We start from the raw sequence: 22,872 nt of genomic DNA on the forward strand, positions 1-22,872 counted from the left end.
CGTTGGTGCGCATCAGCTGTTTCATGGTCTAGACTTGGATGACGGGGCGCGATTTGTCGAGGCCGCCCGTTGGGGGTGTGATGGGATTGGATCAGGCAGTGCCTTTCGGCGCATGCCTGGCGATGGCCGCGATCGTCGTGTTCGCCACGGCGGCGCGGCTGCCGGTGCCGATGATGCCCTGACAGCCCCGGCCCGGCGTGCGGGCAGCAGTTTCCGGCGCCGGCGGCTTGACATTTCGACCGGGGCGGGATCACCGAAGGCACGCAAGATGCCTTTGCACCACCTTACTGGATCCACGATGCCGCCGCCCGATCATATCCGCGTTCTTCTGTGCACCCGCAATGGCGAGAGGTGGCTACCCGACCAGTTGGACTCGCTCGCCCGGCAGACACATCCCGACTGGTCTCTCTGGATCAGCGACGATGGCTCGACCGACCGGACGATGTCCGTGATCGATGCCTTCGACCGCGAGCACCCGGGGCGGGTGGAGCGCGTGATCCGCGGGCCAGGCAAGGGCGCCGCCGCCAATTACCTGCATCTGCTCAACCACCCCGACCTGCCCATCGGGCCGGTGGCATTGGCCGACCAGGACGATGTCTGGCGCCGCGAAAAACTTGCGCGCGCCGTCAAAGCGCTCCGTGGCGGCACGCCGGGCGAGGAGACACCCCGCGCCTATGCCGCGCGCTACCTCGTCACCGACGCAGGTCTGCAACGGCCAAGGCTCTCGGCTGGCTGGCCGCGCGGCCCCTCGCTCGCCAACGCGCTCGTGCAGAACGTGATGTCCGGTCACACGACCGCGATGAACGGCGCCGCGCTGGCGCTGGTGCGCCGCGCCGGGGCGCCGCCCGTGCCCCATCACGACTGGTGGCTTTACCTTCTGTTCGCCGCCACGGGCTGCGACATCCACCTCGACCCTGCCGGCGTTCTTTACTACCGCCAGCACGCGGAAAACCATTTCGGCGACCGCCGAGGGCGGCGGGCACGGCTGGCGCGGCTGCGGTTCATGGGGGGCGACTCGCTCGCCGCGCGCTGGTTCGCGGCCAATGTCGACGCGCTGGACGGCGTGCCGGACATGCTGACACCCGGGGCGCGGCACGCGCTGGAATCCCTCCGGCAATTCCCAACGCGGCCCGGGCTGCAGCGGCTGCGCGCGTTTCGCCGCATCGGCGTGCACCGACAGTCATGGTTGGAAACCCGGTTCATGGAGCTTGCCGTGCTGCTCGGACGCCTGTGAACGCTGCTCCGACGGCCGCGCAGCGCCGGCGCGCCGGTCCGGAGCGTCGCGATACGGGCTGTCTTCCTCGGTGGCCGACACCACGAAGCCAAGCGCGGCAAGCATCGCCCGGCACAGCGCCCCATCACTTGCCCGGTCAAAGCCATGGAACATGGGATTGGCATTGGTTTCGAGATAGACAAAGGCGCCGGTTTCGGGACAGGTCTTGAAATCGGAGGCGCACCAGTCGAGCCCCATTGCATCGTTGAGCGCGACAAGCGGGGCCGCGATCTCGCCGGGGATGTCTCGCGGTACGATCCGTGCCGCCGGGTCGGTGCGATAGTCCAGCGCCCCGGAGCGGATTTCGAACCCGACCAGCCGCGCGCCGACGCGAAAGACACGCAGATCGGGCGCAACGAGCCGTGCCTGCGCCGTGACCGCCGGCAGGGCCCGCCCGCCGGCAAGGTGCGTTTCGAGCATCCCGGCGGTCAATGGCCGGCAATAGTTGCCGCCACGAAAGGGTTTCTGGACCAGCGGTCCACCGGCCAGCGCGCGCATGAGGGCATCGCCGTCATTACCCGACAGCGTTTCCGGCACGGCCAGCCCCAGCAGTGCCGCGGCCCGCAGCGCGGCGAGCTTGTTCACGCTGCGGCTTCTTCCGAACGGATCCCGGTTGAAACAGCGAACCCGCTCCGCTCCCGCCAGCCAGCCCCGCAACACGGCGAGGTAGCCCTCGACCTGCGCGGCGTGATCGCCGCTTGTCCTCCGGTTATCGCGGTTTGCTTGCGCGCGGGCCTCTTGCCCCGTCGTGCCCGCCGGGGCTGCTCCGCTGCCTGGATGGGTGGCGAACACGTCCCCGCGCAGGAACGCGGCCGACACGGGCACTTCCGGCCCCGGCGTTGCGGTATTGGAGGAAACATACGGCCTCTTGCCTTCTTCCCTGATGACACGGCCGTGCAGCCTGAGGCCGCCCGCGCCCGCATCGCAGCTGATGGCCGGTACGTTACCGGGCGCGGCGAGACCATCGACGACCGGAATGCCGTTTTCGCGGGCGGCCCGGGCCAGGGCGGCGAGACTGGGGTCCCGCGACCCGCCGGCGAGAAGCAGCGCCATCGCGTCTAGCCCAGGTCGTACCAGCCGCCATCCGGCAGAAAGCCCGGAACTGCCTGGTCGGGCGCGTCGGCCGTGGCCCCGTGGAAATGCCCAAGTCCATCCTGCGAAAAGGCGTTGTCCTGCCAGTGCCCGTTCCCCGTGTCCGGGGAGCCGATAATGTCGCCCCATCCGTCGAGACGGGAGACCGCCCACTCATCCTCTTCGCCCACGGCCATGGTCGTGCCCGTGGAGGCGATATCGGGCGCCCCGTCGGGCGACGCAGATACGGCCGCCTGCCCGAGACCGGCATCACCGGACCCCGGGGCATCATCGTTTACCCCGATAAGATCGGCATCGTTCTGCACATGAGGTGCCGACAGCATGTCGTCCTCCTCCCCGATCGCCATTGTCGAACCGGTGAGACCGGGATCTTCGGGCACGATGCCCGGCAGGGGGGTTGGACCGGTCAAGTAGGCGGCGTCGCCACTGCCGTCTCCGGCGGCGTCGCGGCCCGTACGCGGCAGGGCATTTCCGCCCGGCCGGAATTCGAATTGATCACCCGAAATGGTTATGGAAGTCCACATGAAAGTTTCCCGTCTGATTTGCCATAGCGTCTGGACCGGTCATACCAACGATTCGTAAGAACAGTCTTAACCGGCGCTGAAGCCTACGTGCCGGCAAGGCGGCTCATCCGCGGCACGGCTGGACGGGGCCCTACGCCACGCCGCACAACACGGCATACCCGTGGGCTGGAGCCGTCGGGAAACACGGCACTTTCTGCGGTAGCTTGGCCCCGGGCGCAGCGGTTGGCCGAACCCGTTGCCGCGGCAGACGAAGGGGGCCCGAAGGCCCCCTTCATTGGTTTGCGTGATCCTTGGCCGTTGGACGAGTGCGCGCGCCACCACGACGCGCGCCTGCCCTCACTGCGCGATGGCGCCAAGGGCCCTCATGTTGATGGCACTGACATCCAGCGTGTGGCCGGGGCTGTTCGCAGGCGCCTGCATGAACACGGCGACCTTGCCATGTGTGAACCGGCTGTCCGTTTGTGCGGTGCACACGGTGGTTCCGTCCAGGGCGAACGAAAGCTCGTTCCCGCGCTTGACGATCCGAAGAACGCGCGGACTCCCGAGCGAGCGGCCGAAAAAGGCATCGCCGCAAAGAACGTTGAAATCGCCGCCGCTGTCATCGGTGCCGGACCAGCCGCCAACCTCCGCGATTTCGACCAGCGTCTGATCGCCGTCCGGTCCTTCCGCGATGCTGTAGCTGAACATGAGCCCGGAGAAGTTGCCGGCGCCGTCAGCGTAGTTGCTGATGAAAACCCCGCTCGGCCACTCCAGCGTCGAATCGGGATCCTCGCGCTTCATCATCGTGTGGATCACGAGATCGTCGGCGCAGAAGGGTGACTGGGCCATGTACCACGTATGGTTCCGCGACGCGCTGACATGCATGGCGCGTCCGACGCGCATCCAGTTGCCCAGCACCTGGGTCCAGCTGTCGACCTGTCTGTCAGTGCGGAAATCCCACCTGCGTTCGAGCACAGGGTTCTGCAAGGCCACGTTGGCGTGCGCGGCCCTGAAGCGCGGACGCGGCAGGTTGACGGCCGTCGTCGGGACCCCCTTGCACTTGAGCGCACGTTCGATCTCCTCGACCGACGCATCGGGCTTGGCCGACTTCAGGAGCGCGAAAGCCCCGGCCACGTGCGGGGTCGCCATGGACGTGCCGCTCTTGGTCGTGAGCGCGCCCCTCGTACCGTCCGCGTCGGCCGCCTCGATCGAGCTGCCCGGCGCCATGATATCCACCATTTCGTCGTGGTTCGAGAAACTGGATACATCATCGGATTTCGTCGTGCTGCCGACCGTGATGGCCGCGGGGATGCAACCCGGCGCGTCCACGCCGTCGCTGTAGCCGGCGTTACCCGATGCGATCACGGTGGCCACACCGCGGGAGCGCAGGGTATCGATAATGGGCACAAGGGGGTTGTTGCTGCATGGGCTGGACGTACCGCCACCGCCGAGGCTCATGTTTGCCGACGCGATGTTGTACCGGTTGCTCCACTTTGCGACGAACTCCAGCCCTTTCATCTGGTCCGACGAAAAGGAAAGGGCGCAGGGCGAGCTGGACCCGCAATAAGCCGTGCTGTCGAACCGGCTGAACACCTGGACCGAGACAACGTTCGACTTGCGCGCCACGCCGTCATGTCCAAGATACCGGCCCGAGGCGATGCTGGCCACATGCGTTCCGTGCCCGCAGCCATTGATGCTCGTGTCACAATCCTCGCCGGCCACGCCATTGCTGCCCCGCCGCATTTCGTCCGCGCCGTCCGGGCAGAGGGTGGACGAGGGATAGGCGGAATCGGTCGTGGAAAAGCACGCAGACGCAACCACCTTGGAATTCCCGAAACGGTCGAACATGGATGCGTGCCGCCAGCGCACGCCGGTATCAAGCACCGCGACCGCCTGGCCGGTGCCTTCGATCCCGTCGGCCCAAAGCCTCGGTGCCTTCACGAGAGACACGCTTTCATCCAGGGCGGGCGGCACGGGGATATCCTCGTGGATGGATGTCACGCCCGGCGCGGCCATGATACGCTCAAGATCTCGCGCCCCGAGTTTCGCCGCGATGTAGGGCACGGTTTCAAAACGCGTCACGTCCTCTGCGGCGGAAAGCACCGCCAGGATCTCGTCCTGGCCGGCAGCGATGGCGTCACGTTGCCCGGCGAGCTCCGGCTCGCTCAGGTTGCCTTCCGGCTGGAAGTCCACATCGAATCCAACGATCACGCGCACCGCGCCGCGGTCGCGTGCCAGCGACAGGAGCGCGTCGGGACCCGCCGCAGTTGTCGCGCCTTTTTCGTCGCCTACGTAAATCGCCGGGCCGGCCATGTCGGACCCGGATGATTGTGCGTGCGCACCCGCCATGGGAACCAGCGCCAGGCCGGCTGCCGCGGCGACGGCCCTGCACCAGCGCGCTCGCCGCGCGAGGGAGCTCGTCATAGATTGCATACTTTCAAATCCTCTCTTTCGTGCCTTGCACGGCCGCACGCTATCAGAACACGCTCCCGAAAAAAGAGGCAAAATATCGCGAAAAACCGGGGTTACGCCTCCGGTTGACGCCCCCGGGTTCGTGGCGGTTGCCTGGGCCGCAGCGGAGGGGACGCATTCGTTCCGGCCCTTTTCATGAATGCTCGCCAACCCTCCGCGGAGCGCGCCATGACATGTCCAATCCGCCCGGCCCGATGAAAAAGGGGCCCCGCAGGGCCCCCTTTCGTGTCGCTTGTTCGGGACGGTTTACTGTGCCGCGGCTCCGGCAGGGGATGCGCCTGCCTGCTGCTCGGCCGTCGCCGTGTTGCCCATGGCCGCCGACATGTCGCCGGCAACCTCGACCCCCGCGATCCCGTCACGCCCCAGCGGACGCATGATCACGCGATCGACCGTCAGCACGTGATCGGGGTCGTTTTCCGGTGCGGCCATGACCAGCGATACGTGGCCATAATCGAACCGCGAGTCGACCATCTCGTCACACACCCTGTTGCCGTCGATCCAGAACATCAGGCGCCCATCCGGCCACTTTGTGACCTGCAGGTTGCGCGGGCTGCCCAGGGCCGGCCCTGCGAACCTGTCGGTCGAGCAAAGCAACGTGGCACTGCCGGAGTCGGCCGTTCCGGAATACCCGTTGACTTCCCACAGCACCCCTTGCGTCTGGTCATCGGGGTCCACGTTGTAGGCGAACCACAGGCCCGAGAAATTGCCGGCCTCGTCGGCGTGACTGCTCAGCAGGATACCGCTGTTCCAGTACTGGGACGTGTCGGGATCCTGCCGTGCCATCACGGCATTCACGACGACCTCATCCGTGCAGAAACGCGACTCGATGAGGTGCCAGACGTTCGAGGTGTTCGCACTGACCTGCAACGCATTTCCCGCGCGCCCCCAGTTGCCCAGGATCTGCTCCCAGTAATTCAACTGCCGGTCATTCCTGAAGGTCCAGATCTCGCGCGTGAACGGTTTGCGCAGCCGGAGTTCGGCACGGTCCATGTAAATGCGCGGACGTGGCAGGTTCACATCGCTGATCCGCTTGCCCGTGCATTCGAGCGCCCGCTCGATCTCGTCGACCGTTGCGGTCGGCACCGACGATTTCAGCAGGGCGACGGCCCCGGCCACGTGCGGTGTCGCCATCGAAGTGCCGCTCAGGGTTCTGAACGCATTGCGCGCGCCGTCGGCATCAGCCGCCAGGATGGAACTGCCGGGCGCCAGCAGGTCCACCATCTCGTCATGGTTGGAAAAGCTCGACACGTCGTCGGATTTCGTGGTGCTTCCGACCGTGATGGCGGACGAGATGCAGGATGGCGAACCGACCGAGCTGTTGAACCCGTCATTGCCCGACGCGATGACCGTCGCCACCCCGCCGGAGCGCAGGTTGTCGATGATCGCGGCCTGCGGTGCCGAGTTGCACGGCGCGTCGTATTCACCGCCGCCCAGGCTCATGTTGGCCGCGGCGATGTTGTACTTGTTCCGCCAGCGATAGACGAATTCCAGCCCGGCGATCTGGTCGGAGGTCCAGCTGAGCGCGCAGGGCGTGCCGGAGCAATCGAACTCGCTGAACACCTGGATCGGCAGGATGTCCGAGCCGCGCGCCATGCCGTGGTGCCGCGGGAAATAGCCGACGGCGATGCTGCCCACATGCGTGCCGTGTCCGCAGCCGGAGATGCTGGTGTCGCAATCATGGGCCGCAAACCCGTCGGCACCCCGTTTCATGACGTCCTGGCCATTGCGGCACAGAGTCGTGGACTGAGATGTCGTGCTCGAGAAGCAGGCCGACGCGACGGCCTTGAGCCCGGTGCGATCGCGGAAGGCCCCGTGCCACCAACGCACGCCGGTATCCAGAACGGCAACCGTTTGTCCCGTCCCCTCGATGCCCTGGGCCCAAAGCCGCTTGGCATTGACCAGCGCAACACTTTCGTCGAGCGTTGGCGGGACGGCGATGTCCTCGTGGACCGAGGTGACGCCCGGCGCCGACAGCACCGCTTCGAGATCATCCGGTCCAAGCGTTGCGGCCATGTAAGGCACGGTTTCGTAACGCCGAACGGTCTCGGCGTTGGAAAGCGCGCCCAGGATCGCCTCTTGGCTGGCGGCGATCGCGTCGCGCTGCCCGGCCGCTGCGGTTTCGCTGAGATTGCCTTCGGGCTGGAAACCGACATCGAACCCGATGATGACACGCACCTCACCCCGTTCACGTGCCAGCGACATCAGCGCATCCGCGCTTGTGGCCGTCGCGGTCCGTTTTTCATCGGCAACGAACACGGCAGGGCCTGCCGCATCGGATGCGCCCGATTGCGCTTGCGCGGCCGCTACCGGCAACAGGCCCAAAGCCGCGGTTACCGCGACCGCCTTGCACCAAACATTCGGCTGCGAAACGAAATTTTTTATTCGTCGCATTAGATTAATTCCTCTTTCAATAGAAACTCCCACGGCGAAACCTTAACATAACTTTTCTTGAACGGAATAGGGATAATGCCCGGCCGCACGCTCAAAGACCGTTTTTCCATCGAGGCAGGCAGTTTCATTCAGGATACCGGGCCTGCCGATGCCGCGGCGAGGTCGGCCGTCAGTTGCCGACCATGCTTTGCATGTCGAATATCGGCAGCAGGATCGCGAGCACGATCACGAGAACCATGCCGCCCACGACGATCATCGACATCGGCTCCATCAGCACGATCACCCGCTTGCGCTCGGTCTTGAGCCACGTCTCGGCCAGCACCGCCGCGCGCTCGCTCATGGGCCCCAGCCGCGCGGATTGCTCGCCCACCTGGATGAGTTGCCGCGCGACGGGGTGCAGGAAATCCAGCCCGCGGATGGCTTGTGACAGGCTTTCGCCCCGCCGTAGCGCCTCGCCCGCGGCCAGCGCCTGGTCGCGATGATCGTCGACGGCCAGCACGGCGCTGGCATGTGACAGCGCCTCGGTCAGCGGCAGCCGGCTGTTGATGACCAGCGCGAGCGTGCGCAGATACTGCGCCGCCGCGCCCATGCGCATGAACCGCCCGAAAAGGGGCAGGCGCAGGATCATCCGGTCACGGCGGCGCCGCCAGGCCGGGATGCGCGCCGAGGCCACGGCGAACAGCACGCCGCCGCCCATTGCCGCGACGATCCACGGCCAGTCGGTCTTGATGATATCGACGATACCCAGCACCGTAACCGTGAGCGGCGGCAATGGCCGGCCGGACGCTTCGAACATCGCCACGATCTCCGGCGCGACCGTCACCATCAGGATGCCGCACACCGCGACGGCCATCAGCGTCACGAAGGCGGGGTAAAGCAGCGCAGAGGCGACCTGCGCGCGTTCGCTGGCCGAACTCTCAAGGAAATCGGCAAGCGTGTTGAAAACGGAGTCGAGTTCGCCGGTTTCCTCGGCCGCCTGCAGCGCGGCGGTGTAATAGGCAGGCAGGTCCCGGCTGCTGCGGGCGAGCGCCACGCTGAGCGGTGCTCCCTCCAGCAGCCCCGCCCGCGCCTGTGCAGCAAGGCTTTGAACCTGCCGGTTCGGAGAGGCCGACTGCACCGACTCCAGCGCCGCCTCGGCCGCGAGCCCGGCGCTCAGCAGGACCGCCATCTGCCTTGTGAATACCGAGAGCAGGTCGCGACCGATCCGGTTCTGCCGCGACCACCCCGCCCGGCCAGTGGTGCCACCCGCGCGGGCCGCCGCGCCGCCGCGCTGTTCGGTGATATCGCCGGGCAAGAGCCCCTGTTCACTGATCCGCGCCGAGGCGTCGGTGATGTCCTCTGCCACCACGATACCGCGCCTGGGACGCCCCTCCGCGGTGTAGGCGGTGTAGGAAAAGGTCTTCACGGACCGTCACCGATGACGCGCGACAGTTCGGAAAGACTGGTTTCACCGCGGACGACTTTCAGCAGGCCGCGGTGATACAGGCTGCGCGCCGCATCGGGGTTTTCCTGTTCCAGCCTGACGCGCAACCCGTACTCGGACTGGCCGGCCTCGATCCCCTCGCGCAGGTTGTCGGTGATCTCGAGCAGGTCGAAAACACCCACCCGCCCGCTGTAGCCCGTCCCGTTGCAGCCCGCGCACTGGCCCGTGTCATCGAGGTCCGGGGCGTGAAATATCCGGTCGGGAACCCCCAACCCCTCCCGGACAAAGCACGCTGCCTCCTCCGCGGTCGGGGGGGCCGGCTTGGCGCAGCTCCGACAGAGCCTGCGCAACAGGCGCTGCGCGATCACGCCGCGCAGGGTGGCCGAAACCAGATAGTTCTCCACCCCCAGCTCGCGCAGACGGACCACGGTGGCCAGCGGGTTGTTCGCGTGAACCGAGGAAAAGACGAGGTGCCCGGTGAGTGCCGCCTCTGCGGCGACCTGAGCGGTTTCGCTGTCGCGGATCTCGCCCACGAGGATCACATCCGGGTCCTGCCGCAGAACGGAGCGCAGGCCACGGGCAAAGGTCATCCCGATCTCGCTGTTGACCTGACACTGCGAGATACCGGGCAATTCGTATTCGATCGGGTCCTCGACAGTGAGGATGTTCCGCTGGCGCCGATCGGCCAGCTGCAACAGCGAATAAAGCGTTGTCGTCTTGCCGCTGCCGGTGGGACCCGTGGCGAGGATGATGCCGTTGGGCTGGGCGGCCAGCTTGTTCAGCAGCGCCTGCCGTTCCGGGTCGAGCCCGAGATCCTCGGGCGCCATCAAACCACCGGAGCGGTCCAGCAGGCGCATCACCACGCGTTCGCCGTAAGGCCCCGGCAGGGTGGAGATGCGCACATCGACGGCCTTGCCCCCCAGGCGCAGGGCGATGCGCCCGTCCTGGGGCAGGCGCGTTTCCGCGATATCGAGGCCCGCCATCACCTTGAGGCGGGACACCACGCGCCGCGCGGGCACGTCCTGCCGGTCGAACGCCTGCTGGAGCGTGCCGTCCACGCGGATGCGCGCGCGCAGCCCCTCTTCGTGCGGTTCGATGTGCAGGTCAGAGGCCGCCTGTCTCACCGCGCGGCGCAGAAGCTGGTTGACAAGCTTCACCACCGGCGCCTCCGCGGCATCCTCAAGCAGGTCGCGCGGCATCGCATCGCGGGTTTCGCCGTCGATGTCGAATTGCAGCGCGTCGGCTGCGAACTGATCGCCGCCGTGATCGTACAACCGCGCAAGGCTGTTCTGGAACCCGGCATCATCCAGGCGCGTCACCCCTAGGGGGCGGCCCGCCACCGCGCGGGCCGCGCGCAGGCCGTCCAGCGTCGGCGCCGGCCCTGTCAGCAGCTGCGCGCCATCCACCGCCACCTGGTGATCGCGGGCGAATGCGAAAGGCAGTCGCCCCGCAGGCGGGGCCGCGGGTGCCGTTTCGGTATCCGTGTTACTGTCCGACATCCGTGTTCAACCTCGGCGGCAGCGCCGGGTAGAGCCGCTCGCGCACCGCCTTGTCGATATAGGTCCGGTCAAAGGGCTGGTTGAGATCGACACCGTCGAACGGAAACCCCGTGCGCCGCGGGTCCGGCCGGACACCGGGATTGCGTGGGTCGATCTGCCGGCTGATCTGCTCGGTTCGGCGGGCGATTTCGCCGGTGACGCGTTCGGCCTCGGCGTCCGAGCGCAGAACGCGGGGACGCAGCATCACCAGCAGAACGCGTTGCGTGTCCCGCAGGGCGCGGCCACGGAACAACCCGCCGATCAACGGCAAGTTGCTCAGCCCGGGCACCCGCTGGTCCGCGGTGCGGCCGCTTTCCTCCATCAGACCGCCGAGGATGATCACCCGCCCGTCGCCGACGAGTACGTTCGAGGACAGGTTGCGCCGGGTCGTGATCTCGCCCCCGGCAGCCGAGGCAGAGCCCGTGAGGTTGGAAACCTCCTGCGTGATGGCCATGCGCACCATGTTGTCCTCGGTGATCTGGGGGCGCACCTTGAGCGTCAGCCCCACGTCACGCCGCTCGATGGTCTGGAACGGCTGTTCCGGCACGGCGCTGTCGCCGACGGTGGAGAACGAGCCGGTAACGAAAGGCACGTTCTGGGCAACGACGATCTCCGCCTCCTGGTTGTTCAGGGTCAGCACCGCGGGAGTCGACAGCAGCCGTGTATTCTGTTCGCTGGCGATCGCCGTCAGCAGCCCTGCGAAGTCGTTGTGATGCACCCCTATGATCCCGCCATCCCCGGGCGACACGATCTCTCCGGAAATCGCGGAACTGATCAGCGTGATGAGCGATGAGCGACCGTCGAGCGAAAAGGAGGTCCCCCCGCCGATGGCATCGTTGAGAATCCCGCCGAACTGCACTGACAGGTCGGAAAAATCCTCGGCCGAGATCTCGAAGATGACTGCCTCGATCAACACCTGCGCGGGCTTTTTGTCCAGCGCCATGACCGAGCGCGTGAGGCTGTCGATCTCGTCCCCCGGAGCGTTGATGAGAATTGAATTGCTTTGCGGCTCGGCCACCACGGTCACCGTGGATGCGCCCCCTTGCTGGTCACCGGAGGAAGGCAGCGACTGGCGGATCACCTCCGCCAGCTTCTCGGCCTCCGCGTAGTCAAGTTGCACGACGCGCGAAACGGTTCGCCGTTGCGGCGTGTCGAGCTTGGCGACCACCTGGCGAACCCTGTCCCGGAACCGCGCGGGACCGGAGATGACGATGCTGTTCGCCCTCTGATCCGCCGAAAGCCGCGCGCCCGCGGGCAGGATGTTGAGCGCCTCGATCACCGCGACGAGATCGGTCGCGCTGGCGTGTTCGAGGCGGATCGCCTCGATCTGGCGGTCGCGGGTGGTGGCAAGCCTGCGGATCAGCGACTCGATGCGGGCAATATTCTCCCGCCTGTCGGACAGCACCAGGAGCCCCGCCGAGTACACGGGCGTGAGAACCGCCTCCTCGGGCAAAAGCGGCAGCACGACCTCGATCACGTCGTCGAGGTTCTCGCTCTGAACCGGGATGACACGGGTTTCGAACGCGCCACCGCGCTCGGCCCCGGTGTCGGTCAGGCTGCGAGCCTGTCCGAGCGGCACGATCCGGTCGACACCGTCGCCCTCGACGATCGTCAGGTCATTGAGTTCCAGCACGTTGAGGAAGATCTCGTATATCGTGTCGGACGTCACGGGCGACGGCGCTATGACCGTCACCTCGCCAGAAACAGCCGGATCGACGATGAAATTCCGCCCCGTCTGCTTGGCCACGATCTGAACGAAGTTGCGCAATTCCACGCTGCGCAGGTCCAGTTCGATCTGGCCCCGCGCCTGCCCCGTCGCCCCGGCCAGCACCGCAACGGCCATAACCAGCACGAGCGCAATCCCCGGAAGGGTGCGTGTCGTCGGGTCTGACTGGAACCGCCGGGGCGGACGGGAGCGGAACGGCAATTTCATTTCAGGCAATCACTCGGCCACGTTGCCGTTCCGGTTGACATCGTCCGCGACATCGTCGTTCCAATCCTCTGGGATGCGGCCATTGGCCGTGATCCGCGCCTGGTCCGCACGGCCCGCGGACGCGCCGCCGACGTCTCTGCCATACTCTCCGGATACGTCCGGATCAACAGATGCGCGCGCCCGCGCCTCCATTTCCTCTACCGACACGCGCCCGCCAACCTCCGGCTCCGCGCTGTCCGCGCCCGTCGCGGAAGTGCCTGCACCGATTTCATCCCAGCCGGCATCCAACGCGCCGGACGGTTCCGGCCGCTGCCCTGCCGTCGCGCCCGCTGTATCCGGGTCTTCCCGGAAAACGATCCTGAAACGGCTGTCGCCGCGGCGGGCCAGCACGCTCTGCGACCCGATTTCCACCACGGTTTCGCCGCCCGGCAGCTTGCTGCCGACGGCGGCGACGTGTTCCTCGGCCCCGTCATGCACCAGCGCGATGCTGTCACCGTTGCCGCGGATGACACCTGTCAGCCAGTACTCGGTGCTCTCCTGCGGCTCCGGGTCCTCGAGGGGTATCTGGGGCTCGACCACCTGCTCCGGTTCCGGCTCGGGCTCCGGCTCGGGTGCCGCGGCGGGTTCGGGCTCCGGCTCGGGCATCGTGACATCGTGCTCGCCAAAGGCTGCGGCCCATGCGACCTCTTGCCCTGCCGGCTCCTGGTCCGGGTCGCGTACCGACCCGGACAGGGCGACGGGCGTCGCGGGCGTGGCAGCGAACGCCGCGGGGCTGACCGTTTCGCTGCCTTCGGGCTCGAACATCGATACCAGACGCATCCCCGCAAGACCAAGCGCGGCGAAGGACACCAGCAGCATGACCGGATTGACCCGCGCCTTTACGGCGGGTGTCGACGAGGTGCCGGAACCTGTCGAGGTACGGGTCGGGGCGTTTCCTTGCACTATGCCCCCTCTTGCATAGAAACCAATTTTTTCCTCTCGTGGACAATATCACCCGACGCGGTTAAAGTTCAATCCTCAAACGCAGAAGGAGCAACGCCATGCAGCGGCGGCAAGCGTACTCTGCCACGGGCGTTTTCGCCATGGCCATGGTGCTGATGTCCTGTGAACCGGCCGGCACGCTGCTCGGCGGCGGTCGCGCGGATGATTATCGCGTCGCCCGGCAGGCGCTGGAGACGGGCGATTACAGCCTTGCCATCACGCGTTACGAGCGTCTCCTGCAGCAGGCCGGGCCATCGGCGGGACGTCTGCAGCTGGAATATGCCCACAGCCTGCTGCGCGCCGGCGAGTACGGGGAGGCGATCTCGGTCTCGAGCGAGCTGGCGGAAAACCACAGTGGCAGTGTGCGCGCAAGCGCGCTGGCCGTTCGGGGAACGGCCCGCCACCAACTTGCCAGGGGGATGATCGCCTCCGGCGGATCGGGCGAGGAGGTACGCCGGCTGTTGGAGACGGCGCAGGCAGACCTGTCACGGTTTCTGGAAACCCACCCCAAGCTCGACGCGGCCGGCGCGATGGCCAAGCGTTCCCAGCTGATCTCCGAGGACCTGCGCGCGACGGGCTGAGCAGCCTGCCGCGCGTCAGTCGCACAATTTGCCGCTTGACGCCCCGACACAAGCACGCCCACCCGAAAGCTGCAGGCGCTTCGGGGCGATGCCGGACGCGTTGCCCTGCCCGCCCGACAATGTGAAGGTGCCGCTCTCCCGCCCACCGCGTTCGAGCGCGGTGCCGCCGTTCGGCTTCACCCGGGCCGCCCGGGCCTGGGCATCCTTGCCCTGCCGCGCCGCGGCCGTCCTGCGGTCACTCATGTAATCCGCCGCGGCAGATTCCAGCATCGCCTGTTTCTCCGCCCCCGTTACCGGCACGGCGGCGCTGCCGATCCCTTGCAAGGGCTCGTCCAGCATGGCGTTCAGCCCGTCATAGTCGATCGCGGCCAGCAGTCCGGGCAGGTCGGCGTGGGGCGCGTCCGCATAAACGCCGATCGCCACCTCGTCGCCGATGAAGGCCTGCAGCATGAGCGGGCCATCCGGCGCCGTCCCCTGCCCCGTCCCGGGCTCGGCCATGCGAAAGAACATCACGCCATCGACGATATCGTAGCCCGACAGATACATGCGGTCGACGCTGACACCCGGCGCTACAAATGCCGTTGCGCGGCCGGTCCGCCCGACTTCCGGGTCGTAAACCGCCGACAACCGGACCCGGTCCTCGCCGCGGACATACTCGAAAACCTGCGCATCGGCCGCCTTGCGGGCCGCCTTCATCCGGTCCTTGAAGGCCCGTTTTTCCAATAGTGTCATGCCGGCCGTGATCTCGGCATCGCGGGAGGTGTCACGCTCCCAAGCCTGCCGTTGCCATCCCGCCGGGTCCTCGGGCAGGTGGCTGCGCGCCGGCCGGGATTGCCGCCGTGCCTTGTCGATGGCGTCGAGGGTGGCAGTGACCCGCCCCGGGTACCCGCCGACATATGCCGACAGGGAAAATTCACCGGGATTGGACCCGTTGGCCTTGGACTGAACGACGTAATCGGCCCCGGCAACCGCGGCGGCGGCCGCGACGACAAAGCCCAGGGCGTACGGGTTGAACATGGCGACACTCCGGCTCGGGCACGGTCCTGGCGAGGATGAAGCCGGTTTGCGGCGAAAATCGGGACGGCGCGCGGCGATCCGAAGGCCGGCAGTTTCACTCGCCCACGGCCACGCCTTCGCGGCGCGGGTCCGCCCCGCCCTCCAGCCGCTCTCCGAGCGAGATCGCGTGCAGCCCCGAATTCAGCAGGCGCCGGTTCACCTCGAACCCCCGCCGCGCAAGCCCCGCGACAAGCGCGTCATCAACCTTTCCGGCCTCGACGTCGTAGGGCCCGTACCGGTTTACGAGATGGGGCAGCTCCAACGCCGCCTGCACGTTCATGCCCCAGTCGAGATGCGCGATGAGGGTCTTGGCCACGTAGCCGATGATCCGGCTGCCGCCGGGCGATCCGACGATCAGCACCGGCGCGCCGTCCTTCATCACGATGGTGGGCGACATGGAGGAGCGGGGCCGTTTGCCCGGTTCGACTCGGTTGGCCACGGGGCGCCCGTCGCGATGGCTGCGGAAAGAGAAATCCGTCAACTCGTTGTTCAGCAGGAACCCCCGCACCATGAGCCGGGAGCCGAAGCCGTTCTCGATCGTGGTGGTCATGGACAGGGCGTTGCCGTAGCCGTCCACGATGGAGATGTGCGAGGTCGACGGGAACTCGATCGCCGCGCCATCGGCCCAGTTCAGCGCGTGGTCGAATTCCGGCTCGCCGGGCCGCGCCGCAGGCAACGCCGTGTCGCGGCGCAGCAGTTCCGCCCGATCGGCGAGGTAATCGCTCTCGATCAAACCCTCCACCGGCACCGGCACGAAATCGCTGTCGGCCATGTAGCGGCCCCGATCGGCAAAGGCGAGGCGGCTGGCATCCCCGATGAGCCGCCACGCCTCGACGCTTTGGGGCCCCATGGAGGCAATGTCGAAGGGCGCGAGCATCCCGAGGATCTGCCCCACCGTCAGCGCGCCGGATGACGGTGGCCCCATCCCGCACACCTCGTGGCCGCGATAGGGCGCGCAGACCGGCGCGCGCTCCTTCACCCTGTATATCGCGAGATCCACCCCGGACATCACGCCCGGGTTTCCGGGGGCGTTGCGAACCGTTTGCACGATGTCGCGCGCTATGGCGCCGGTATAGAACGGCTCGGGCCCCTGCCGGGCCAGTATCCGCAGCGTTTCGGCGTAGGCCGGGTTGCGCAGGGTCTGGCCCACCTCCGGCAGGTTGCCGCGGGGAAAGAAGTATTCCCGCGTGGGCGTGAAACGTGTCAGCCGGATCGCGTCGGCCGCCACCATGGTCGCCAGCCGGGGCGAGACGGCAAACCCGTCTTCGGCAAGCCGCACCGCGTCGTCGAAAAGCCCCGCCCACCCGGCCCGGCCCCACCGGTCGTGCGCAGCCTTGAGAAGCGCCGGCGTGCCCGGCACGCCGACCGACCGGCCGCCCACCACCGCATCGAAGAAGTCCAGCGGCGCGCCCGTCTCGTCCTGGAAAAGCGTCGGCGTGGCTGCCAGCGGCGCCGTTTCGCGCCCGTCCAGCGTGGTCAGCTTGCCGCTCTTGCCGTCGTACCAGACAAGGAACGCGCCGCCGCCGAGGCCCGAGCTCTGCGGCTCGACGAGACCGAGCACCGCCTGCACGGCGACCATGGCATCGGCGGCGGTGCCGCCTGCGCGCAGCACCCGTGCACCGGCCCTGACGGCATGGGGGTTGGCGGCGGCCACCATCCAGTCATCGGCGGCGACAGGTTTCCCCGCCGCCTTTGCCGACAGCGCCTCTTGCGTGGCCGGCGAAACCGCCAGTGCACCGGCTCCCGCCCCCTCGGGCGCCACGCTGTCAGCGGCCTGCTGCGCCAGGGCGGGCCATGCCATCACGACCAGCAAGAGACCAAGCAGATGCTGTTTCATGAAAGCTCCCCTCCGGTCTTGACCACTGGGCAGCCGTGGACCCCGCGAACGAGCGCCCCGCCTGTGGCGATGCGCCCCGCGTTCAGGCCGTTCGGATGCCCACGCACCGCGGGCCGACCCCGTGTGAGGCCCGCCACGGCAGATACCGATAGGGCCGGACGCGGCCCGGAAAACAGCGCGAGGACCCGGTGCATCCCACCCCCTTGCGTCGGCAGCGGGAAAAGTGTGCCCCACGCGGGCCGACCGCGTCCAGTTCAATATCGCAGAACGGGTTTATTCCTGTATCGACGACAGGTAATCCACAAGGGCCAGTATGCGCCCGCGCACGACCAGCTCCATTGCCTCCGGCGGTTCGCTCGCTGCTTCGGCGGTGTCGGCCGATGCCATGTAGCGATCTCCCCAGATCGGCATGCTCGCCCCGTGCGCACGAATGATCTTGCGCCCGTCGATCATCCAGACGGTGTACTCGTAGGGAAACGTGCCGTTCTGCCGTTCGGCCAGCCGCGTCAGGTCAGGTGTGTGGATGTTCAGCAGATCCGCCAAGGGGCCGTCGCCCTTGGCGGATTCGCCGTGACACCCCGCGCAGGCAACCATGTATTCCTGACGGCCGATGTCGTTTTCCTCCTGCGCCGCGGCGGCGGTGGCCGCCACCCCGGCCGCAAGCGCGACTGCAAACAGGGACGAGATATTCACGGTGTTCCTCCTCGAACAGCAGGCGCCGCGCAGGGCGGCTCGTCCGGGAAGGATAACGGAGGCGGTGCGGGGCGCATTGACGCGCGTTAACGAAACCGCACCGCTCCCCGACCGTCACAGCATCGAGGGCACCACCTGGTCGGGCGGGCGGTGGCCGTCGTCGAAGGTCTTGATGTTCAGCAGCACCTTCTCGCCCATCTCGATCCGCCCCTCGTGGGTGGCAGACCCCATATGCGGCAGTAGCACCACGTTGCGCAGCTCGCGCAGGCGCGGGTTGATGCCGGTGCCGTGCTCGTACACGTCCAGTCCCGCCCCCGCGATCTCGCCGGCGCGCAGCATCCGCGTGAGCGCGTTCTCGTCTATCACCTCCCCGCGCGAGGTGTTCACGATCACCGCATCGGGCTTCATCAGCTTCAGCCGGCGCGCATTCATGAGGTGGAAGGTCGAGGGCGTGTGCGGACAATTGATGCTGATCACGTCCATCCGTGCGACCATCTGGTCAAGGCTCTCCCAGTACTTGGCGCCCAGCTCCTGCTCGACCTCTTCGCGCAGGCGATGGCGATTGTGGTAATGGACCTGCATGCCGAAGGCCGCCGCGCGACGGGCCACGGCCTGTCCGATGCGTCCCATCCCGAGGATTCCCAGCCGACGGCCGGCAACGCGCCCGCCCAGAAGCGCGGTGGGCGACCAGCCGTCCCACTCTCCCGTCTGCATTACCGCCAGCCCCTCGGGAATCCGGCGCAGAACCGCGAGGATGAGCGCCATGGTCATGTCCGCCGTGTCGTCCGTCAGCACGCCGGGCGTGTTGGATACCAGTATCCCCCGCTGCCGGGCGGTGTGGACATCGATGTGGTCCACCCCGGCCCCGTAATTGGCGATGAGCTTGAGCCGGTCACCAGCCTGCGCGATCAGCCCGGCATCGATGCGATCGGTGATGGTGGGCACCAGCACATCCGCGCGCTTCATGGCCTCGGCCAGCTCCTCGGGGCTCATCGGGCTGTCGTCCTCGCGCAGCGTCACGTCGAACAGCTCGCTCATCCGCTGCTCGACGACATCGGGCAAGCGTCGCGTAACGACAACACTCAGGCGGGCAGATGGCATGAAGCTCCTCCTTCGACTTCCAAACGCTGCGCTTCGGTGTCAGAGTGGCGCATGACCGGACGGGGCACAAGAACCCCTTTGCCAAGTCAGAGCAGGAAACGAGGACATGCCGATACGAAGGGCGTTGACGGGCGTCTGCGCAGCATTCGCGCTGTCGGCGGCAGCCGCGGCGCAGGACCGCGGGCCCGTGACGAACCTGCCGCTGCCGCGTTTCGTTTCGATGAAGGCGCCGGAGGGCAACGTGCGCCGCGGGCCCAGCCTGACGCACCGCATCGACTGGGTTTTCAAGCAGGAGAACATTCCGCTGGAGATCACCGCCGAGCACGGCCACTGGCGCCGGGTCCGCGACCTCGACGGGGCCGGCGGATGGATGCACTACTCGCTGCTGTCCGGCGTGCGCACCGCCATCGCCGACGAGGACATGCTCCCCCTGCACGCAACGCAGGATGGACAATCACCGGTGATCGCGCGGTTGGAACTGGGCGTTGTCGCCGACATCGAGTCCTGCACGCGCGACTGGTGCCGGCTATCGGTTGCAGGCTACGAAGGCTGGGCACGAAAGAGCGGTATCTGGGGGGTCCGTGACAACGAGCTGCTTGACTAGGGCGATTTGCCGATCGCTGCGAAAAATTTGCGTTTCCGGGCTTGAACACCCCGGACTGTCACAGTAATTAGCGCGGCACCGTTGGGGTGTAGCCAAGTGGTAAGGCAGCGGTTTTTGGTACCGTGTACCGCAGGTTCGAATCCTGCCACCCCAGCCATTCGATTCCGGCAAGCTTGGTGACGCAGGTCTGACGTGATGCCGGCCCTCGTGGCGTCACGGGGCGCATGACCCCGCCATCCGGAGCTCTTCGAACAGCGCCCGTGCGCGCCGGGCAAGGCCCGTGTCGATCTTCTCTTCCACATCGTATTGCGCCATGGGCCTGACAAGCTTTGCAGCGGCCGCGGATGCCCTGCCGTCGGCCGCGAGGTCGAGGTGATCGAAAAGCTGCGCGACGGGCGCCGTGGCGCAAAAGCGCTGCATGTCCACGAAGGTCACCCCCCGCTGGCCGGCAATATGACGATAGGCGCAGAGCCAGTAGGCGATCCAGTAGTCCAGCGACCCGGGGCTGTAGGTGCCAAGGATATCTTCCATGCCGGGAAACAGGATCGGACGGTGAAGCTTGCCGAACTCGAAATGGCCGATGTCGCGCATGTACGCCTCTGCGAACGCGCTCTGACCGTGCATGTCGAGAAAGCGCAGGTGCTGGTTGCGCAGCGATATCGCGTGATCGAGCGGCGGCCTGAACGGCACGAGGACGTGACCGTCGCCGAAGGCGGATTCGAGCGCCGGAAGCCGCGCGATATTGGCGTTGTTCTTGGACACGTATCGGCGGGCCGCGCCGCCCTGCGCCTCACGCGAGGCGATGAGGCGGCGAATGAATTCCGCCAGGGGGCCGCTGAAATCATCCGCGCTGTCCGGCCACAGCCGGATGCCGCGCGCCGTGTAGTGTTCGGGCGCATGCGCCAGCCAGAAGACCTCCTCGAACGCCTCGGGGCTGTCGGCATCGACGAAAACGCCGTCCGAATGGGCGCGCTCGCGCCGTTCCAGCTGAACCCGGAACCGCCCCGAAAGCTTGCGCCAGACGAGCGGCGATAGCACGAACGGCATGTCGCGGTAGGAATGTGTCACCACGTCGGGATGACGCGACAGGATTTCCAGCAGCAGCGTCGTGCCCGCCCGCGGCAGCGCCGTCACGAACACCGGGGCATCGACCGGCGCCCGGGCGATCCGGTCACGGTAGATACGTGTCTCGAGGTCCCGCAAGAGCCGCGGCCCCGGGCCTCCGCCGAAGGCGACCCTGTGCACCAGACGGTCCACGGCACCGTAAGCGGGGCCCTGCATCGCGCTCATCCCTGCAGCCTGCGGCGCGTCACTTCCACCACGCCAAGCCCCAGAACCGTGACCACGAGAATGACCGGGTCGAGGGAAAGCGCGACGACCGCGCCGGCATCCAGCCCGAAAACATGGCCAGCGGCCAGTATCGGCGCGGCGGCAAGGCCCGCCACGACCAGCAACCGGCCGACGAGATCCAACTTCCGCCCAAGGGCGCGCAGCGCGGCCTGCCGGATCCGCGCCTCCTTGGTGCGGTCGCTCAACGCGGTGTCGGTCATCACCCGGGACGACGCGTGCAACAGCTCCATGAGCACACGGGTCCGCGCGACGACGCCAAGGCGCGTGAAGGCCGCGTAGAACAGCGCGCAGGCCATGGCATAGACCGCCCAGATCATTCGCGCCGGCCCCCCCGCGCGTCATCCTCCGGGTCACGGCCCGTCCGCACGAAAACCCGTTTCAGGGGATACCACAGGAACCCCACGATCATGAGCATGAGAACGCCAAGGAAGGCCAGAACCGACCCGATCGCGCTGAGCCCGGCACCGGGCCCCACATAGGCCGCTGCCGGGCCGGCCTGAAGCGCCGCGATCGTCATGACCACGGTGGCGGCGAAAGGTTTGGAATTCATGTCAATTCTCCTTGCAAGTCCAGTCTTTCACGTCGAAGTAATCGGGCCCGAAGCGCATGCTGACCTCGATCAGCGAAGCGACCTCGTCGTCATAGGGCAGCCGGTAATCCCAGACCACGCGGCCCGCGGGGGTGGTCTCGAAGACACGGCCGGCCAAGCTCTCGGTAATCAGGACGTTGCCGTTGCCGAGCCGCTGGTGCGCGCCCATGATCACCGAATAAAAGCTGTCATCGTCGCCGACGGGATGCAGGACATCCGTCTGCCCGGTCGCCGGGTCGAAGGATACGATCTGGCTGGTGTCGACTGTGGGATCGAGGCCCCGATACCGGTTGTTGAATATCTCGATGGTGCCGTCGGGCATGATATCGGGGTCGTGCTGACGCACCCACGGGCCCTGCCGGTGCCATTTCAGCCGCCCGTCGTCGCGATCGAGGATCGCCAGCATGTGCATGTCACGCAGCGACACCAGGATATCCCCCGGCTCCACCGCCGCGATCTTGGCGGCAAGGGCAGGAGTGACGATCTCGATGTCGTTGAGATGCGTGGGATCCGCCGGAACCTCCTTCCGCGAGGCATAGAGCGCGTGTTCCAGCCCGGCGTCGTGGATGGCCGCCAGCACCGAGAATTCCTTCTCGACCTCGCCCTTGGCATTCACCAGCAGAACCGAGTTGTTGTAGTTCTTGCCCGTCCCGACCAGTTGCCGGGCGGTCTCCTCAGGTCCCGTGTCCGCTGGAAACAGCTGCGCGGGCGTGTCGTGCACCGGGATGTGGGAGGGAACCCAGAACTTGCCGCCAGGGGCCGGCGTGACGGAATGGTGCGTCATGCGGTCCACCGTCCAGACCGGGCGCGAGCACCGGTCCAGCAGGACCGCTCCCAGATCGCTGACATTCACCAGCACCGAGCCGTCCGCGCGCGGCCAGAAGCCCTGCGTATGGTAGTTGTGCCGGGATTTCGGGATGTTGGCCGCGGGCACGACATGGTCGGGATCGGGCCAGATGTCGAAGAAATCCACGCGCCAGCGGTGAATCTCGTTGCCCTCCATGTCCACCATACGGATCTGCGCGCCACCGGGAAGAAGCCCCTGCACCAGTGTCACGCCGTCCTGCGCGACGCCGGCCTCGTGGGTGACGACCCCCTCGCCCTCGTAGACCGTCGGCTGAAGGATGCCCGGCCTGGAGCGGACGATATCAGCCGCCAGCGTCATTGCCTTGACGGCGTGATCCTTGACCGCAGGGAACGGCGCGGCGCCGAACGCCGACAGCAGGCCACCCAGAAAGAACACCGCCACGAAAAACGCCGTCTTTTCGACGGACGGGACGGCGAACCGCGGCTTGCGGGCCTGGCGTGTCTCTTTCCGGGCGATGACGATCCTCCTCCTTGCCGTGCCGGACATGGGTGGCCCGGCAGCGCCGTGTTCCCTCTGTTGCCGACGGTGGCCACTGAAACGGATGATTTTATGGCACCTTCATGATGTTTTTCGTGACCCGGCGCCGG

Annotated in this window: 19 protein-coding genes and 1 tRNA gene; 4 read left to right on the plus strand and 16 right to left on the minus strand. The window is 67.0% G+C overall.

Features of this window, described 5'->3' with window-relative positions; translation table 11 throughout:
- The first annotated feature begins 298 nt into the window (after window positions 1–298).
- Window positions 299–1,234, plus strand: a complete 936-nt coding sequence (locus ACH13J_RS11340) for a glycosyltransferase (protein WP_397543448.1) — start codon at window positions 299–301, stop codon at window positions 1,232–1,234.
- On the opposite strand, the gene ACH13J_RS11345 is transcribed toward ACH13J_RS11340, so the two are convergent.
- The 8 genes from ACH13J_RS11345 to ACH13J_RS11380 all read right to left on the minus strand — a co-directional run bounded on the left by ACH13J_RS11345 (window position 1,181) and on the right by ACH13J_RS11380 (window position 13,567).
- The gene (locus tag ACH13J_RS11345; RefSeq protein ID WP_397543449.1) at window positions 1,181–2,326 is read right to left on the minus strand and encodes an ATP-grasp domain-containing protein; all 1,146 of its coding nucleotides are present in this window, start codon (window positions 2,324–2,326) and stop codon (window positions 1,181–1,183) included. The two genes, ACH13J_RS11340 and ACH13J_RS11345, sit on opposite strands and share 54 nt — an antisense overlap.
- A 5-nt stretch (window positions 2,327–2,331) precedes the next feature.
- A complete protein-coding gene (locus ACH13J_RS11350) occupies window positions 2,332–2,889 on the minus strand; it encodes a hypothetical protein (RefSeq protein WP_397543450.1) in 558 nt (185 codons plus the stop codon).
- Window positions 2,890–3,225: 336 nt separating this feature from the next.
- Window positions 3,226–5,292: a S8 family serine peptidase gene (locus ACH13J_RS11355; protein ID WP_397543451.1), complete on the minus strand. Its 2,067-nt coding sequence runs from the start codon at window positions 5,290–5,292 to the stop codon at window positions 3,226–3,228.
- Between the two features lie 294 nt (window positions 5,293–5,586).
- Entirely contained in the window at window positions 5,587–7,542 is a 1,956-nt protein-coding gene (locus tag ACH13J_RS11360; RefSeq protein WP_397543452.1) for a S8 family serine peptidase, read from the minus strand.
- A 358-nt stretch (window positions 7,543–7,900) separates the two neighbouring features.
- On the minus strand, window positions 7,901–9,136 hold the full coding sequence (locus ACH13J_RS11365) for a type II secretion system F family protein (protein WP_397543453.1): 1,236 nt from the start codon (window positions 9,134–9,136) through the stop codon (window positions 7,901–7,903).
- Window positions 9,133–10,653 carry an ATPase, T2SS/T4P/T4SS family gene (locus ACH13J_RS11370; protein WP_397543454.1) on the minus strand — a complete coding sequence of 507 codons (1,521 nt, stop codon included), beginning with the start codon at window positions 10,651–10,653 and terminating at the stop codon, window positions 9,133–9,135. The genes ACH13J_RS11365 and ACH13J_RS11370 overlap by 4 nt, the downstream gene beginning before the upstream one ends.
- Window positions 10,640–12,535, minus strand: coding sequence for a type II secretion system secretin GspD (gspD, locus tag ACH13J_RS11375; RefSeq protein WP_397543500.1), 1,896 nt, complete (start codon window positions 12,533–12,535; stop codon window positions 10,640–10,642). The genes ACH13J_RS11370 and gspD overlap by 14 nt, the downstream gene beginning before the upstream one ends.
- A gap of 99 nt (window positions 12,536–12,634) precedes the next feature.
- On the minus strand, window positions 12,635–13,567 hold the full coding sequence (locus tag ACH13J_RS11380) for a hypothetical protein (RefSeq protein WP_397543455.1): 933 nt from the start codon (window positions 13,565–13,567) through the stop codon (window positions 12,635–12,637).
- Between the two features lie 98 nt (window positions 13,568–13,665).
- Here ACH13J_RS11380 and ACH13J_RS11385 point away from each other — a divergent pair, with 98 nt between their 5' ends.
- Window positions 13,666–14,187 (plus strand): hypothetical protein, encoded by a 522-nt coding sequence (locus ACH13J_RS11385; RefSeq protein ID WP_397543456.1) that lies wholly within the window; start codon window positions 13,666–13,668, stop codon window positions 14,185–14,187.
- A 15-nt stretch (window positions 14,188–14,202) separates the two neighbouring features.
- Here the strand turns inward: ACH13J_RS11385 and ACH13J_RS11390 are convergent, their stop codons facing one another.
- The 4 genes from ACH13J_RS11390 to ACH13J_RS11405 all read right to left on the minus strand — a co-directional run bounded on the left by ACH13J_RS11390 (window position 14,203) and on the right by ACH13J_RS11405 (window position 18,874).
- The gene (locus tag ACH13J_RS11390) at window positions 14,203–15,204 is read right to left on the minus strand and encodes a hypothetical protein (protein WP_397543457.1); all 1,002 of its coding nucleotides are present in this window, start codon (window positions 15,202–15,204) and stop codon (window positions 14,203–14,205) included.
- 94 nt (window positions 15,205–15,298) lie between these two features.
- Window positions 15,299–17,080: a gamma-glutamyltransferase gene (gene ggt / locus ACH13J_RS11395; RefSeq protein ID WP_397543458.1), complete on the minus strand. Its 1,782-nt coding sequence runs from the start codon at window positions 17,078–17,080 to the stop codon at window positions 15,299–15,301.
- Between the two features lie 273 nt (window positions 17,081–17,353).
- Window positions 17,354–17,773 carry a c-type cytochrome gene (locus ACH13J_RS11400; protein ID WP_397543459.1) on the minus strand — a complete coding sequence of 140 codons (420 nt, stop codon included), beginning with the start codon at window positions 17,771–17,773 and terminating at the stop codon, window positions 17,354–17,356.
- Between the two features lie 114 nt (window positions 17,774–17,887).
- Window positions 17,888–18,874 carry an NAD(P)-dependent oxidoreductase gene (locus ACH13J_RS11405; protein WP_397543460.1) on the minus strand — a complete coding sequence of 329 codons (987 nt, stop codon included), beginning with the start codon at window positions 18,872–18,874 and terminating at the stop codon, window positions 17,888–17,890.
- A gap of 106 nt (window positions 18,875–18,980) precedes the next feature.
- Here ACH13J_RS11405 and ACH13J_RS11410 point away from each other — a divergent pair, with 106 nt between their 5' ends.
- Window positions 18,981–19,478, plus strand: a complete 498-nt coding sequence (locus tag ACH13J_RS11410) for an SH3 domain-containing protein (RefSeq protein WP_397543461.1) — start codon at window positions 18,981–18,983, stop codon at window positions 19,476–19,478.
- An 82-nt stretch (window positions 19,479–19,560) separates the two neighbouring features.
- Window positions 19,561–19,635, plus strand: a tRNA-Gln gene (locus tag ACH13J_RS11415).
- Window positions 19,636–19,691: 56 nt separating this feature from the next.
- Here the strand turns inward: ACH13J_RS11415 and ACH13J_RS11420 are convergent.
- Genes ACH13J_RS11420 through ACH13J_RS11435 form a run of 4 tightly spaced genes read right to left on the minus strand, consistent with a single transcriptional unit; the run spans window position 19,692 to window position 22,771 of the window.
- Entirely contained in the window at window positions 19,692–20,768 is a 1,077-nt protein-coding gene (locus ACH13J_RS11420; RefSeq protein ID WP_397543462.1) for a sulfotransferase, read from the minus strand.
- The gene (locus ACH13J_RS11425) at window positions 20,765–21,145 is read right to left on the minus strand and encodes a hypothetical protein (protein WP_397543463.1); all 381 of its coding nucleotides are present in this window, start codon (window positions 21,143–21,145) and stop codon (window positions 20,765–20,767) included. The genes ACH13J_RS11420 and ACH13J_RS11425 overlap by 4 nt, the downstream gene beginning before the upstream one ends.
- Window positions 21,142–21,378: a hypothetical protein gene (locus tag ACH13J_RS11430; RefSeq protein ID WP_397543464.1), complete on the minus strand. Its 237-nt coding sequence runs from the start codon at window positions 21,376–21,378 to the stop codon at window positions 21,142–21,144. Before ACH13J_RS11430 ends, ACH13J_RS11425 begins: the two co-directional genes overlap by 4 nt.
- Before the next feature lies 1 nt (window position 21,379).
- Entirely contained in the window at window positions 21,380–22,771 is a 1,392-nt protein-coding gene (locus ACH13J_RS11435; protein ID WP_397543465.1) for an arylsulfotransferase family protein, read from the minus strand.
- Between the last annotated feature and the right edge of the window lie 101 nt (window positions 22,772–22,872).

It is taken from the genome of Roseovarius salis (assembly GCF_044472985.1).
In the GTDB taxonomy this organism is placed as follows: domain Bacteria; phylum Pseudomonadota; class Alphaproteobacteria; order Rhodobacterales; family Rhodobacteraceae; genus Roseovarius; species Roseovarius salis.